The sequence below is a fragment of the Sphingobacterium spiritivorum genome, from assembly GCF_016725325.1.
In the GTDB taxonomy this organism is placed as follows: domain Bacteria; phylum Bacteroidota; class Bacteroidia; order Sphingobacteriales; family Sphingobacteriaceae; genus Sphingobacterium.
Window position 1 is genome coordinate 1,787,651 of sequence record NZ_CP068083.1, and the last position, 14,988, is coordinate 1,802,638.

Sequence of the window (14,988 nt, forward strand, 5' to 3'; positions counted from 1 at the left end):
AGGGTCGCTTATAATCAGGCGACCCTTTCTTATATATCTGTCTCATTTTACTGCTTAACCTGGATTGACGGTTAAATTTAATTTTTACTTACTGAAAAATTGGGAGCTTATATTTTATTATTAAATTGCTGACAGTTATTAAGCTGAAAAACAAAATCATATATGAAATCACTACTCTTACTGACCTTCGTTCTGATAGGTTCTGTTTGCGGAGGGCAGACTATCCGAAAAGAAAGATTAGATTCAGTTCTCAATCATATCGAACACTACAATCAGGGGATTGGAAACGTATCTATCTACAAAGACGGAAAGGAAGTGTATAACCGAAGTTTCGGACAGTCAAAAGTCAAGGATCTAACCTTTGATGAACATACAAGCTACCAGATAGGTTCTGTGACTAAACTGGTAACTTCTGTTCTTTTCTGGAAATTGGTTGAACAAGGTAAGTTAAATTTAGAGGAAAAGCTGAGCACCTATTTTCCTGATGTTCCCAATGCAGATAAGATTCATTTAAGTCAGATTCTCAGTCATAATAGTGGTTTGGGAGATTATACAAATATTGGAGAGGGGGAACCCTGGCTAACAGAAAAAAGATCTGTGGATTCTATCTTGAATGTTATACGACATGGAAAACCTCTTTTTGAGCCCGGAACCGACATGCGGTATTCAAATTCAGGATTCTATTTATTAACGAAGATCATAGAAAAATGCTATAAGAAACCTTACGCAAAGATCGTTGAAAAAGAGATTGTCAAACCATTAAAATTAAAGGATTTCAGATCTTTTGACAGTTATAATAATAACTATTTCCGGCCTTACAAGTATGTTAATGAATGGATTGAGGTTCCGGATTTTTATCCTCAGAATATTATCGGTGTGGGAGATATTCTGGCTACTCCACGGGATCTGAACAATTTCCTTGAAGGGCTGTTCGCAGGTAAGCTGCTGAAAAAGGAAACGCTCGAAAAAATGAAGGCAGGTAAAGATAATAATGGTTTTGGAAAGGGATTTATGTATATCCCTTATAAGAAGAATGTCTTTTTGGGGCATGGAGGAGATACCTATGGTACCCACACCCTCGCCGGATACAATGTGGATGATAAGATAGCTATTTCTATTACAATTAACGGTCAGCGGTATGAACATAATGCTGTCTATATCGCTATTCTGGGTGCTATCTATGATCCTGAACTTAAATTACCGGAATTTGAAACCAATGTTCTGAAACTTTCTCCGGAACAGTTAAAGCAGTATGAAGGAGTGTATTCATCTGCAGATTTTCCACTCAAAATAAAGATTTTCCAGGAAGAGGGAGAGCTGTACGGTCAGGCCGACGGTCAGGGCGCATTTCCGTTAACCTGTTATAAAGAGGACAAGTTTATGTTTGAGGCGGCTCAAATCTATATGGATTTTTCCCCGGCTCAGGAAAGTATGTTCTATCGCCAGGGTTCGAATGAAGTCAATTTCAAACGCCTAAAAGCAGAACCTGCTAAGTAAAGGGCTAATTTAAGTATACAAGAAGAGGCTTCTGATGAAGTCTCTTCTTGTATTTATTGGTCTTAACATCAAGATTCTGGCTTAGAGGACTGTTTTTCTTACAAATCCTGTCTCTGCAGACACTTAAAAATCCGTTCCTTCGGATTATTGAAAACAGGTGTATGTTCAGATCCATTGTGTGTCAGATTATTGATGACACGGTATAGTGATCCGCCCACTTTCTTAAAACCTGTACCCCGGAAATCGGTAAGATAGATGTCAAATTCATGTGGTTGGGGATTCGACTCATAATCCCAGAACAGATAAAGTCCATTTTCGCTGCTGGCAAAAGGAAATAATCGTTTTAACAATTCCGGAGAACCATCAGGTTCCAGTTCAAACCAAATATCATTATTATAAACATCTTCGATATACGTACTTTTGATTTCTTCCGATCGCACAAACAGGGAATCACCGTAGTCTTCCATCGGTATGTAAATAAGAAATTCTCCCAGAGCCACGCCATATCCATAGGTCAGCACAAAATCTTTGTAAGAATCCGGAAAACCTTTACCATTTGGAAATCTATAGGTTTCCAGCGATTGTGTATCCCCAAAATCTAGCGGAGTTCCGGAGAGTTTAAGGTCAAAAATTTGAGATTTCATAAAGCAACGTAATTTTCAGAATGTGTAAATATTATCCCCTTTAACCAATATCATTAAAAGAAGTAATCTGATTTTTGTACAGATCTATTTTTTGATACGCCCTGTTAAAAAACATCTTTTTATCTCGGGTGCCGGCAGTATTCAGAAGTTTGGAGTTTTTGAGCTGATGCTGAAAAAAATTAGAAACATGCTTGCAAGTATCTGTATCACTGGTGATAAAATATCCCAGCATGGTATAGGGCACAAATAAAGATTTACGTTGTTTATCTGCCACGAGAACATTGTTATTCAGGATCAGCAGATCGTGATAATAGAGACGGTATTGCTCATTTTGTGCGGTACATTTTTTTTCCAGGGAAAATATCAGTTCTTTAAGGTTTTCACAGAGGGATTTTCCGTTATCTGCAGTTAGAAGACCCGCATGAAAGAAATACATGATTTGTTGCAGAGTACTGTTTATCGTCGTATCATTCCAGATTTCATGAGCACTTATAGCAGAATAAAAGTGATTTAGTTTTCTGCTGTTATCCATAATCCGGGCATTTTTTTCAAAGGTTTCAAAAGAAATATCCAAACCTTCCATATTCAACATATTCAGCCAGACATAACGCTTGAATGTAGATAACAGATCCATATTTATAGTGTAGAATATCGGAATATCTTTAGCGGAATAATAGAGACTGGTATCTGTATCGGGAAGGTAATCCATTAACGACTTGAGAGAGTTATCCAGATAACTGCTGAAGTCATTTAACGTCTGAATCTCCTTTGTTCTTTTAACCAAAACATGCTCACTCCGTTGAAAAACCTGATCCATTGAAAAACCAAAGTAGTTTGCCAGTTGAACAGATTCTTCAATAGAAAATTTACTTTTCATAGATATACGCCGATGTGCAGCGTCATAGCTGATATCCAAAGCAGCAGATACTTCCGCTATAAGCGACTGGTGTTGGCCTGTTTTTTTTTGGATTTCGCGGATTAACAGTTCCTGATACATAGGCTTATTTTGTGATTTTCACAAAAATGCAAAATATTATTATTGTTTGTCACAAATTAAACAACGAAAATCGCAATATGTTTGTGTTTACTAATATCAATTATTATGGCCTCATCAATTGAAAATACAGACATTAAAGGTATAATACACAACCTCAAAAACCGCAAACCTGCAGAATTAGCAGTTGACTGTACACTTCCGTTATCTCAGGAGGTAAACAGGGAAGGTCTGGAGCAGCGGCATTCGTTTTTACAAAAGATTACCGGAAAACAATTTCCCTGTCTGGCGGGAGGAGAGAGCAGAGATGAACCGGATCTTCTTAACGGAAATATTGAAAATTATATCGGGATGTCTTGTGTACCAACAGGAGTGATCGGCCCGTTACGGATTACGGGTTCTGCCGCCAATGCTGATTTTTATGTCCCTCTGGCAACGAGTGAAGGTGCTTTAGTGGCCTCTTATCATCGCGGTGCGAGAGCCTGTTTTATGGCAGGCGGTATTACTTCAATATGTCTGCTGGAAGGTGTACAACGCAGTCCCTTGTTCAAATTTGAGAATGTCGGCGAATTAGGTCTGTTTGTCAGCTGGCTACTTCCGGAGGAAGAAAAACTGAAGGAAATCACAAGACAAACCAGTCGATTTGCCCGATTAGCTAATATGCAGATTCAGATCGAAGGGAACCATCTCATTGTCACTTTTGAGTATCAGACTGGAGATGCGGCAGGGCAGAATATGGTCACGATATGTACAGATGCCATATGCCAGTATCTGGTATCACACAGTCCTGTAAAGCCTAAGCTCTGGTTTGTAGAAGGTAATTATTCCGGCGATAAAAAGGCAACTGCTCTATCCTTCTCAAATGTCCGGGGCAAAAAGGTGACAGCTGAAATTGTGCTTCCGGAGACTATTGTCCGGCAGGTATTGAAAACCACGCCTGAACTTATGGCAGAATACTGGCGCTCCTCAACAATGGGCATTATCCAAAGTGGTGCTATAGGAGCGCACGGACATTATGCGAATGGATTGGCGGCTTTATTTCTGGCAACCGGACAGGACGTTGCCTGCGTGGCAGAAGCGGCGACTGGTATAACACGTATGGAGCTTAATAAGGATGGTTCCTTGTACGCAAGTGTGACTTTGCCCAATCTGATGGTTGGAACAGTTGGTGGGGGAACTCATCTGCCGACACAGCGGGAGTGTCTGGAAATGATGGATTGCTATGGAGCAGGCCAGGCCAGAAAATTTGCTGAAATATGTGGAGGTCTTGTACTGGCTGGCGAACTCTCTATCGCAGCAGCGTTATCAGCAGGACATTTTACAAGTGCTCACCAGAAATTCGGACGTAAGAAATCTGTATAGCTATGGACACTAAAAAAGAAAACATATGGAATGTGCCCAATGCCTTATCCATATACCGTATACTGGCTTTGCCTTTTATTATCTATGCAATGCGTGTGGGAGACAAACCGCTTTTTATCACACTTCTGTCTGTCAATCTGATAACGGATATCCTGGATGGGCTTATTGCCCGTTTATTTCACTTACAAACGGAATTGGGTGCAAGACTCGACTCTCTGGCTGATATCGGCACCTACATTATGGCTTTTGCGGGAATGATAATGCTGGAGAAATCTTTTGTTATGGAGCATAGGATAGAATTCAGTCTGCTTATCGGGATGTGGCTGCTTCCTCAGTTAGTAAGTTTGATCCGTTTTCGCAGATTCCCGAGTTTTCACCTCTGGTCCTACAAAGTAACGGGATATGTGCAGGGTGTTTTTATATTCACATTTTTCATATTCGGAGTAAGTACGATTTACTTTTATATTATGCTGGTCATCAGCCTTCTGGCCTATATGGAAGAATTACTTTTAGTGTCTGTCTTGCCCGAACTCCGGTCGAATGTGAAAAGCAGTTTATTCGTGTGGAACAAATCAAAGAAATGATGTTTTTGAACCTGATCTATATAGTTATTTTATTTTTCGGAATTGGCGCTTTGCTTACGGTAATTCTAAATAAAAACAGCAACCCGGAGCAGAAAAGATCCCGGTGGATTAAGTATATTCTTTATTTACTGATCGTCCTTATTACAGCGGTCAGTATTCAAACCGGAATGCTGATTTACCTGGCTGCCGGACTAATCTTTACGGGATTTATTGAGCTTCTTTGGGTAGGGTGCCTCTCCAGGCGGGGAGTAATTTTTGGTGTTGTGTCCATGCTTATTTATATCGGTATTGCTATTGGATTCTATCGGTTTGTTATCAGCAGTACTCCTGAAGTGTTGCTGTATATCTATACCATTATTTTTACGTTTGACGGCTTCTCGCAGCTCTTCGGGCAGTTGTTTGGTAAAAGTAAGATATTACCGAATATCAGCCCGAACAAAACTGCTGCGGGCACAGTTGGAGGAGGCATCACAGGCTATGTAACAGGTCTGCTTATTACTGTTCATGCCGGTACCTTTGATGGGTTTAACCTGATTTTACCGCTATTGATCTGCATCTGTGCATTTGCAGGAGATGCACTGGCGTCCTGGTATAAGAGACTTTGTGCAACGAAAGATTACAGCAGGCTGATTCCGGGACATGGAGGTATACTGGACCGGTATGACAGCTTTATGTTCACAGGATCGGTTTTTGGTTTAGTGCATGTAGAACAATTAATATGGTAACAGATATGGATCCAGGAATATGTAATGTGCTGATACTGTCCGGACTTTTTTTATCGCTGTTTGCTGTTGCAGAACTGTTATATCACTGCGTTAAAGTAAGGGTCGAGTTTACACGCAAAATTGTACATACAGGTACAGGCTTATTAGCATTGCTTTTTCCAATGATGCTGGATAATCATTGGTGGGTTTTAGCCCTATGTACTACATTTACAATTCTGTTAATCTGCTCTGAACGTTTCCTGTTACTCCGATCGATTCATGCTATTGAGCGCAGATCTGTTGGCAGTCTGGCTTATCCGGTAGCCGTATACGGTTGCTATCTGAGCTATACTATCCTGAATAATCAGCTGATATACTATTATCTTCCCATTCTCATATTAGCCCTTAGTGATCCGCTTGCCGCATTGAGCGGAAAGAGATGGCCTTTGGGGGCATATCAGATCTGGGGAGCACATAAAACGATTGTCGGCTCGCTTTTCTTTTTTGTCAGCGCCTATTTGATTATGTTGGTTTCCTGCCTTATATTCCGGTATACCTTGCAGGGACAGGAACTGTTGGTATTAGCACTACTATCTGTTATCACAGCACTCACGGAGGCATTGAGCCGTGACGGGTATGATAATGTAACGATACCGTTTACCGTATCTGCCGGGTTTTACATCTTTGATACGCTGATAATTTAACAATAAAAGATCAATGCCAGTTATAAAAACAACCGGGTTTAATTATTTACTTATCTTTCAGGTTTACTTCTTTTTTCTCTCCGTCTTTGGCTATTGTCACCTCTTTTTCGACATTTGCTTTATCTCTGTATTGCTGTCTGGATGAACCATAATGTGTTGTTGATCCTGTATAGCCCCAGTAATTGTAATAATTCGTATAGCCGGATACATAAGAATAATTGTAGGAATTGGTAAAATCAAAACTAGCCATTACAACATACGTTCCGGGCATAAGATCTAAGAATTCAAAATGACCTTCATCGTCATATACTTTTGCCTTCTTAATACCATAGCCAAAATTTGCATCTAAGGGAACTTCTGGCATTTTTCCCTGTTTTTTTATCTTCTTATTTACAGTTACCCATTCCTCATAATAAGCAGAGTTTGGAAAAAGTGTTATTTCTGTTCCTTTTGGCGCAAATTGTTTTTTTGCTGTATTGACGAGTCCTCCGAGCTTTTTACCTGAATTTTCCTTTGCATATGCCGTTCCAATAATAACGCTGTTTCCCTTTGTAATCTGCCGCATCGCTTGTTCTTTATCAAATGCGCTTTTGATCGGCTGGTAATCTATTTCCTCATTTACACAGATTTCCCACATTCCCTTGCCCATAGACATTTCTCTCTGCCAGAGACGATGGTCCTTTTTATCAACCACATAGTTGTAAATCGCTCCTGTACTTTCTTCCAGTACCGTTGCTAACCAGGTATCATGCTTTCCGGTCCGGGGCGAATAATAGATATAACTTTTTACTTCCTTTACAATGTAGTTGGTAATTAATATATCTGACTTTTCATCATAATAAAATTGAGGAATAACGGCTTTGTACCCAACATCCAGAGGAAGTGTAGTAATAAAGTGATCTGCCAGATTGAAATCTATAAACTTGCTATTTGGTTGTAAGTTTAGTTGTTTTTCTTTTTTGGTTTTCTTGGAATAGTAATTTCCGGTTATTGTTTCTGCAAAATTAAGGTCCAGTTTTATTTCCGTTCCTTCTGATTTATAACTGATTGGTCTTAATGTTTTTGCATCAGCGATAGAAACCCGCTGCTTTGACCATTCATTACTCTTGTCTGTATACTTGTATGTAAGGCTTAGCTGATTGTTGGATACAGAGATATCATAAGCTAAAGAACCCATTTTTGTCCAGCTGGTATCTTTCACATAATAAACTGTGTATAAAGATTTTTCCGGCTTTAGATAGGAAGCCTTAATATCTGGACTACCCGGAACAACTGTCTTTTGGCAAAAAGCAAAATAAGGCAAAAGACTAAGCGTCAGAATAAGAATGTATCTTTTCATTTGTAATTCATGATAAATGAGGAAGGATAATAATAGGTATATATCCTTCAAATTTTAAACTAAAATAATAAAAAAATGAAAAATCAAGGGATTCAGAATTCCTTATTTCAGATAATGGATAGAGGTTCTACCACCATTTTGCTTGAGGCAAAATGTAATAGGAGGTGTCTTTAGTTTCCTGCCAGGGAGCCTGTTGAAAGAGCCAGGAAGCTTCGATTCCATCCATAGCTTTGCTTATATTCTGATCTCCCCATTCGAATGAGATCTTAAATTCTTTTTCTCCGTTTTTTAAAGTTCCCAGGAGAGCTGGTTGCGAAAAACCCGAAACACCATTTGTATATTGCTTTGCTTTTTCAATGGAAAGTTTACTGCCCACAGGAATTTTTCCAATTATTTTAATGTCACTATTTGAATTATTTTTTTGAGCTTCAGCATATTGCCATTGCGGATGCAAGCTGTCTATTAGTAAGTAAGGATATACAGGTTCTTCAATTTGGTTTTTATCCTGTTCTAACAGGAACATTTCTTTTTTGAGGGTAACGGTTTTTCCTACCCATTCTTTAAAAGGAGAGTATGTACTGATGTCGGTAGATTTGGTTTTGACGGTTGCATAGAGTATGAAAATAAAAAGGCCAATTCCACCTGCAGCAAGCATTGCCAGAATAATTACTATTTTCTTTACCTTCATTTTCTTTGATTATGTGCGCACCCTAATTTGTCCAGAAAGCATAAGTCTCTTAAGCTGTTTTTCAGCTTAAGTTGTAATATACTTAAGATAGGTTGCTTTTCAAAATCAATGTTTATCCAATGGTTTGAAAATGACGATGTACCTAATGTCCGTAATCAAGACACTAAGCACAAACCGCCATCTTCTATTAATTAACCAAAACCAATTCTTAACTATTATTCACCAGACATGGCTAATGTCAGATCTGTTTCAAAGGTCAGACCTGTAGTGGTAACCGCTTTTATTATAAACTTATAACTTCCGGCTTTCAATGTATCATCTTTTTTAACAGTTACAATTCCGGTAGCGGGATTGACAGCAAAAGTGTTGTTGCTATCTGTAAAAGCTTTGCCATCCTTTTCTACCGAAACAAGACTGAATGAAGATTTGTATTTATCCGGATATAAAGTAGGAGCAGCAGAGACATAGCCGTTAGATAAGCTAATATGAATCAGATTGAGGCTGATCGTCAGGTTGTGTTCCGGATAGTACATCCCAAAGAAGAATTTGATCTGCGGAATAAATATAACCTGGAAAGGAGTTGAGGCAACTGGAAATCCATCTTTTAGCAAAGCGGGTGCAAGATCATATTTTTTTTCAGCTTGTTTCTGAGGGTCTCCGGCAGTGGCGGCAAATTTGATCTGATTGCCGTCTATGCTGACTGCCGTATCTCCGTCCGCAGGTTTTGGCAAGAACCAGGAAGTACCGGTAGTAGGTGTTTTCAATGCATCCAATTCAAAACTAGCTCCTTTATCATTGTATAAGACATAGGAAAAGGGAGTTTCGCCGTTGTTTTGGACTCCTTTAATGCTCACTTTAGCCGGAGATACTTTGATTCCTACCGTCTGTCTGCCCACTACAGTGCCGTTAGCCGCAGTAGCTACCACTGCTACTTTGTAAGTATCCGGAATTTTGATTCCGTTCGTTACAGAAACGACTCCATTCGGGTATAGAACATTACTGTTAATGTGAATTTTATTTTGATTCTTTTGAATGGAGAAGGCCTGACTTAATTTATCGTGCAGTTTGGTTGTTCCCGAAATCGTAATATTTTCCGTTTCAGCGTATTCCAGTCGCAAGGAGACATCCCCGTGTTCTGCTAAAGATCCAGGTAACGTCAGATCTTTCTCTTCGCCATAAAGCAGGGAAAGTTCTGAAGGTAATTGATCAGGTGTTTTTTCATCTTTTTTGCAAGCCGAAAACGTAGACAGCAATAAGGCTGTGGCGCAAGCGAAAAGTAAGGGTTTAGAGTAATTGTAGCGTTTCATAAAATGTATTTTTTGACGAAGGTAGGAATATATTGCAATAAAAAGCAACAATGTTGCATTTAAAATTTGTTTTTATATTTTTGCACCATCATTTAAACATTACTTCTCAACACCATATGAAATCGCTTCACTATCGCATTCCGTTAGTATTTATGCTATCTACAAGTATATTTTCAGTTTCCTTTCTTCAGGCGCAGGAAAAAGTCACTGCTGATAGTCTGAAAAAGATCAATCTACCCACAGCTATTGTAACAGGCAGTAAATCCTCAAAGGGAAATGTGTCTGAGCTGAGTCGCAAAGACCTCGATATATTGCAGGCAAGGACGTTGGGCGAGACCTTGAGCCGTATTCCTGGAGTACAGAATGCCAACTTCGGACCCAATTCTGGAGCACCAATGATCAGAAGTCTGAGTGGAAACCGTGTCAAAATCCTTACAAACGGATTATCTTACAATGATCTGTCTGGTATAAGTCCCAATCTGAACAGCAATGTTGATATGGATAATTTACTGGGAATTGATGTGTATAAGGGGAGTGCGAGCGTGCTCTATGGAGGTAAGGCAATTGGAGGAGCTGTGGATATGCACGATAACACAATTCCGGTGTCATTATTTACAAAACCTTTTGGAGGGCGGGTCACGGTAGAAGGTGGTACGAATAGCGGAACCAGACAGGCCGTCGATATCAATGGTAATCTCGGAAAAAAATGGGCCTGGCATTTCGGGGGAATGAATCAGCATAATAATAATCTTAAAATCCCGGGAAATACCAAAGCTCCGATAGCGTATGATCCCCAGATTGACCACCTGACCGAAACAATGGCACAGGTTCATGTGGATAGAGAGACGATTCGTAACCTGAGCCTGTATCCTTACCTAAGCCAGTTTGTACTGGATCATTTGAATGATCCCAAATGGGGTCTTTCCGAAGCAGATCTTTATACTTTTGAATCCCATTCTGTTATCGGTACTGAGCGTGTGCTCAATCCTCCCAATGACAAATATATCGCGGGACAAGACCCCGAAACACCTCTTTCGACTACTGTAGTACATGGAATTTCGGATTATGCACCCGTGACCAGAGGGATCATGCCCAACAGCCATGCGGAGAGCCGGGCGATAAATATCGGAACGAGTTATATTCAGGATCGGTGGCGGATAGGCTTAGGCTACCGTGCATTGGAGGGATATTATGGAATTCCGGGATTTGCGATGACAAGTAAACCTAAGCATTCACATGATGTGGTGGTGCCAATGCCGGACTACGCACCGATCAATACAAGAGCTCTGGCTCACAGTGCACTTTTTGAAACAGCTTATCGTGCTGATTCTTCCATTATATCCGCCTGGAAACTCAATTATATGATGCAGCGATCTGATGACAGAGAATTGGTGGGAATATACCAGGTCAATAAATTCAACAGTACCAGACACGCCCTCCGAACAGATATGGAACATCAGATTAAAAAATTCTGGAAAGGAACCAGTGGAATAGATTTTTCCTTTTTAAAAATTGATGGAACGGGAGCACAAAGATATTTACCCAATAATTGGAGCCGGGAGGTCGGGGCATTTACCTTACAGCAATTTACTTTCCAACCCGTACTGCTGAATGTCGGTTACAGACATGATTGGGTCGTACGGCGGGCAGAACATGATGCCGGATATAAAACGAGTCGCGGGATGGCAGGAGGAAAGCTTTCCGACCGGAATTTTGATCTGAATCATTTTTCTGCTGATCTGCGCTGGAATATTTTGAAAACAGCTTTTCTTAAGTTATCCTACAATCATGCTGAACGCGCTCCCGATGTAAACGAACTATACGCCGGTAATGATCATTTCGCAATTATGATTGAAGAAAACGGAGATGACAGATTACCAAAAGAGGTTGCTAAAACCTATGAATTCGGAGCCGGTTGGCAGGCGTACGGTTTTCAGGTGAGTGCAACATATTATGAAACAACGTTTGACAATTACCTTTATCTGGCACATACCGGAATATCCAGATCCGGAGGTTTTTTGGTCAAGGAATGGAGAGCTTCCGATACGAAAATTTCAGGTTGGGAAGCTGAACTAAGCTACAAAGCTTCCTGGACTAAGGACAGAACGTGGGAGATATCCTCTTTCTTTGATCTGGTCAAAAATGAAAACACAGCAGATGATAATATGCGTAAATGGGCGGAAGGAGATTATATGCCAAACCTTCCTACCAGCCGATACGGCCTTGCAGGATCGCTGCAGTTAGATAAGATCTTTTTTCATGTATCCTTTGACCGCTATCTGAAACAACGTTATTTAGGGAAAAATATAAATCCGGAGCCTCCAATGCCAGCTTATTCTCTGCTTGCGGGACGGGTCGGATATAGATTGAAGTTTATGGGACAGACAGTAGAATGCTATGCGCATGGTAATAATCTGCTGAACATAGAAGCCAGACCACAAAATTCCTTTTTGAAATATCTTGCACCTCTTCCCGGCCGGAATATCTCTTTGGGTGTCAAAGTGCTTCTGTAATAGTCGCATTTATAAATAAAGATTGTTCAGAGAAGGTTTTTTTTGTGTAAGTTTAGTTGGTAAGATCTTGTAAATGAAGGTGGTTTGCTTTCCTGAGTTCTTAATAAACAATGTTATGGAAGAAATCAGAAATGGAGTTAAGGTGATATATGCTAAATCGAGAGCGGAATGGCGCCAGTGGCTTGCGGATAATCACCAGACAGCTCATGCAGTGTGGCTGGTCGTTTTCAGGAAAGAGTCTGCTGTGAAAAGTGTGTTATACTCTGAAGCCGTGGAAGAAGCGCTTTGTTATGGCTGGATTGATAGTCTCAAGAAGAAGCGGGATCCGGATGGATGCTTTCAGTTTTTCTCCAAAAGAAAAGCACAAAGTAACTGGAGCGCTGTAAATAAGAAAAAAATTGCGCTTTTGATGGAGCAGAATCTGATGACGGATGCAGGTTTGGAAGTCGTGGATATAGCGAGGAAAAACGGAATGTGGGATGCATCTGATAATGCGGAGAATCTGTTGGTTCCTCCGGATTTAGAGCATGCTTTTCTTATAAATAAAGAAGCATATAAAAATTGGGAAAGCTTTTCGAGAACATCAAAAAAGGAAATTTTGAAATGGATTTATGATGCGAAAAGACCGGAAACCAGGCAAAAGCGAATTGAAGAAACAATCTCTTTAGCCACTGAAAATAAAAGAGCAAAATAGTTTAAAGTTGATTCCCCGGAATAGTAATAAGAAAATAAATTCTTTATATTGGACGTTTATATATCAGCCATTTGTAATTAAGAAGATTGTATTCACTTAAAATATGAAGAAGAATTTCTTCGCTTAGAATTTTACAACAAATCAATTATACGACTATATGAATCAAAAACATCAAGTGCATTTATTGCTGCTTCCTGGATTGCTCTTGCAGCAGGAATAGCGGGCTTTCTTATCGGACTATGGAGAGCGGAGATGCTGTTAAACGAAAAGGGCTATTATTTCACTGTTCTAATGTTTGGCCTTTTTGCTGTTATATCCGTTCAGAAGAGTGTCCGCGACAGACTGGAAAATATTCCGGTTACAGATATCTATTATGGACTTAGCTGGTTTTCGACGATTCTGGCCATTGTATTACTGACCATAGGACTCTGGAATGCAACCCTGCTTCCGAGTGAAAAGGGATTTTATGCCTTCTCCTTTTTACTGGCGTTGTTTGGTGCTATTGCTGTACAAAAAAATACAAGAGACAGTCAGCAACTGGCGAAGAAACAGGATAATCAGGAACCAAATTTCTAATAATTTACAACCTATTCTTTTTGTATTAAAATATATAAAAGAATAGAATATGGTGTTGCCATAAAATCTTTATAGAAACACCTGCCCCAATAAAAAAATAATCATCTCTCCTGACTTCTCCGTTGGGGAGTTGATTATTTGTCACAGAATATATATACTCTATATGTGCGTATATAGAAATTTTAGAACTATTTTTATATACAGATACCTTTGAAAAACAATATGTATGTCAGGAACCGACATACATATTATTATGATAATACAAACGGCTAACCAATGAAAATCACCATCACATTGTTTGTACTTACTATCGGAACTTTGTTAAGTTGTCAATCCTCCACAGATAAAAGCTCAAAACAGCAGGTTAATTTGCAGGATTCAGCATATCAGGCATTTATCCTTACTAATAATAAAGGGATGACGGCTCGATTCTGTGAAAACGGAGCCAGAATTATGAGTCTGCAGGTACCGGATAAAAATGGAAATCCTGTCGATGTCGTTATTGGATTCGAAGACCCTGCAGATTATGATACCGCTACCGAACCTTACTTCGGAGCGACAATAGGCCGGTATGGAAACCGGATTAATAAAGGTAAATTTTCACTTGAGGGTAAAGACTACCAATTGACGATCAATAATGGTCTGAATACATTGCACGGAGGTAAAACAGGATTTCAGTATAAAAAATGGAACCTCAAAAAAGTGGGAGACAGCACACTTGTCTGTACACTGGTTTCTCCGGATCAGGATAATGGCTTTCCGGGAAATCTGACAGTAAAAGTAATATATACCATTACAGCCAATAATGAGCTGACAATGGAATATGAAGCAACAACAGATAAAACAACCGTTGTGAATCTCACCAATCATGCTTTCTTCAATCTGAATGGATCCGGGAGCATTCTGAACCATACCCTTCAGATAGATGCGGATCAATATACACCTGTTGACAGTTCATTAATTCCTACAGGAGAGCTCGCCGATGTGGGAGAAACAGCTTTTGATTTCAGGATGGAGAAAAAAATAGGATCTGACATAGACAAAAAAAATGAACAGTTGAGCTTCGGCAAAGGGTATGACCATAACTTCGTTCTTAATAAGAAATCTACGGGCCCGGTGGCAACCGTAAAAAGTACAGATTCGGGAATACAAATGCAAATCTATACCAGTGAACCCGGATTGCAGTTTTATTCCGGTAATTTTATGCAGGAAAAAAACACACTCAGAAACGGTAAAGATGTTTACAGATCCGCATTTTGTTTAGAAACGCAGCATTTTCCGGATAGTCCCAACCATGCTAACTTTCCTTCAACTGTGCTTCGGCCGGATGAGGTATACCATACAAAATCTACCTATGCTTTTTCAACCGTTAAATAACTGAA

14 protein-coding genes are annotated in these 14,988 nt (G+C 39.7%); 9 read left to right on the top strand and 5 right to left on the bottom strand.

The window, feature by feature from the left end; genetic code table 11:
• The first annotated feature begins 162 nt into the window (after positions 1-162).
• Positions 163-1,497 carry a serine hydrolase domain-containing protein gene (locus I6J02_RS07340; protein ID WP_201681091.1) on the top strand — a complete coding sequence of 445 codons (1,335 nt, stop codon included), beginning with the start codon at positions 163-165 and terminating at the stop codon, positions 1,495-1,497.
• A gap of 98 nt (positions 1,498-1,595) precedes the next feature.
• Here the strand turns inward: I6J02_RS07340 and I6J02_RS07345 are convergent, their stop codons facing one another.
• Both I6J02_RS07345 and I6J02_RS07350 read right to left on the bottom strand, forming a co-directional pair.
• Entirely contained in the window at positions 1,596-2,141 is a 546-nt protein-coding gene (locus tag I6J02_RS07345) for an SMI1/KNR4 family protein (RefSeq protein ID WP_201681092.1), read from the bottom strand.
• A 40-nt stretch (positions 2,142-2,181) separates the two neighbouring features.
• Positions 2,182-3,138: a hypothetical protein gene (locus tag I6J02_RS07350; RefSeq protein ID WP_201681093.1), complete on the bottom strand. Its 957-nt coding sequence runs from the start codon at positions 3,136-3,138 to the stop codon at positions 2,182-2,184.
• A gap of 105 nt (positions 3,139-3,243) precedes the next feature.
• Here I6J02_RS07350 and I6J02_RS07355 point away from each other — a divergent pair, with 105 nt between their 5' ends.
• The 4 genes from I6J02_RS07355 to I6J02_RS07370 are packed head-to-tail and all read left to right on the top strand — an operon-like array spanning position 3,244 to position 6,489.
• The gene (locus I6J02_RS07355) at positions 3,244-4,497 is read left to right on the top strand and encodes a hydroxymethylglutaryl-CoA reductase (RefSeq protein ID WP_201681094.1); all 1,254 of its coding nucleotides are present in this window, start codon (positions 3,244-3,246) and stop codon (positions 4,495-4,497) included.
• 2 nt (positions 4,498-4,499) lie between these two features.
• Positions 4,500-5,081, top strand: coding sequence for a CDP-alcohol phosphatidyltransferase family protein (locus I6J02_RS07360; protein WP_201681095.1), 582 nt, complete (start codon positions 4,500-4,502; stop codon positions 5,079-5,081).
• Positions 5,060-5,806, top strand: coding sequence for a phosphatidate cytidylyltransferase (locus tag I6J02_RS07365; protein ID WP_236582345.1), 747 nt, complete (start codon positions 5,060-5,062; stop codon positions 5,804-5,806). The genes I6J02_RS07360 and I6J02_RS07365 overlap by 22 nt, the downstream gene beginning before the upstream one ends.
• A gap of 5 nt (positions 5,807-5,811) precedes the next feature.
• Positions 5,812-6,489: a phosphatidate cytidylyltransferase gene (locus I6J02_RS07370; protein ID WP_201681096.1), complete on the top strand. Its 678-nt coding sequence runs from the start codon at positions 5,812-5,814 to the stop codon at positions 6,487-6,489.
• 46 nt (positions 6,490-6,535) lie between these two features.
• On the opposite strand, the gene I6J02_RS07375 is transcribed toward I6J02_RS07370, so the two are convergent.
• From I6J02_RS07375 to I6J02_RS07385, 3 genes are all read right to left on the bottom strand, one after another.
• The gene (locus I6J02_RS07375) at positions 6,536-7,828 is read right to left on the bottom strand and encodes a hypothetical protein (RefSeq protein ID WP_201681097.1); all 1,293 of its coding nucleotides are present in this window, start codon (positions 7,826-7,828) and stop codon (positions 6,536-6,538) included.
• A gap of 127 nt (positions 7,829-7,955) precedes the next feature.
• Positions 7,956-8,516: a hypothetical protein gene (locus I6J02_RS07380; protein ID WP_201681098.1), complete on the bottom strand. Its 561-nt coding sequence runs from the start codon at positions 8,514-8,516 to the stop codon at positions 7,956-7,958.
• A 215-nt stretch (positions 8,517-8,731) separates the two neighbouring features.
• Positions 8,732-9,823, bottom strand: coding sequence for a hypothetical protein (locus I6J02_RS07385; RefSeq protein WP_201681099.1), 1,092 nt, complete (start codon positions 9,821-9,823; stop codon positions 8,732-8,734).
• 116 nt (positions 9,824-9,939) lie between these two features.
• Here I6J02_RS07385 and I6J02_RS07390 point away from each other — a divergent pair, with 116 nt between their 5' ends.
• The 4 genes from I6J02_RS07390 to I6J02_RS07405 all read left to right on the top strand — a co-directional run bounded on the left by I6J02_RS07390 (position 9,940) and on the right by I6J02_RS07405 (position 14,983).
• Complete coding sequence (locus I6J02_RS07390) at positions 9,940-12,336, top strand: TonB-dependent receptor (protein WP_201681100.1); 2,397 nt, start codon at positions 9,940-9,942, stop codon at positions 12,334-12,336.
• Positions 12,337-12,451: 115 nt separating this feature from the next.
• Positions 12,452-13,030 carry a YdeI/OmpD-associated family protein gene (locus tag I6J02_RS07395; protein ID WP_201681101.1) on the top strand — a complete coding sequence of 193 codons (579 nt, stop codon included), beginning with the start codon at positions 12,452-12,454 and terminating at the stop codon, positions 13,028-13,030.
• Positions 13,031-13,261: 231 nt separating this feature from the next.
• Positions 13,262-13,606: an inner membrane protein YiaA gene (gene yiaA, locus I6J02_RS07400; RefSeq protein WP_236582410.1), complete on the top strand. Its 345-nt coding sequence runs from the start codon at positions 13,262-13,264 to the stop codon at positions 13,604-13,606.
• Positions 13,607-13,882: 276 nt separating this feature from the next.
• Complete coding sequence (locus I6J02_RS07405) at positions 13,883-14,983, top strand: aldose epimerase family protein (protein ID WP_201681102.1); 1,101 nt, start codon at positions 13,883-13,885, stop codon at positions 14,981-14,983.
• Positions 14,984-14,988 lie beyond the last annotated feature (5 nt).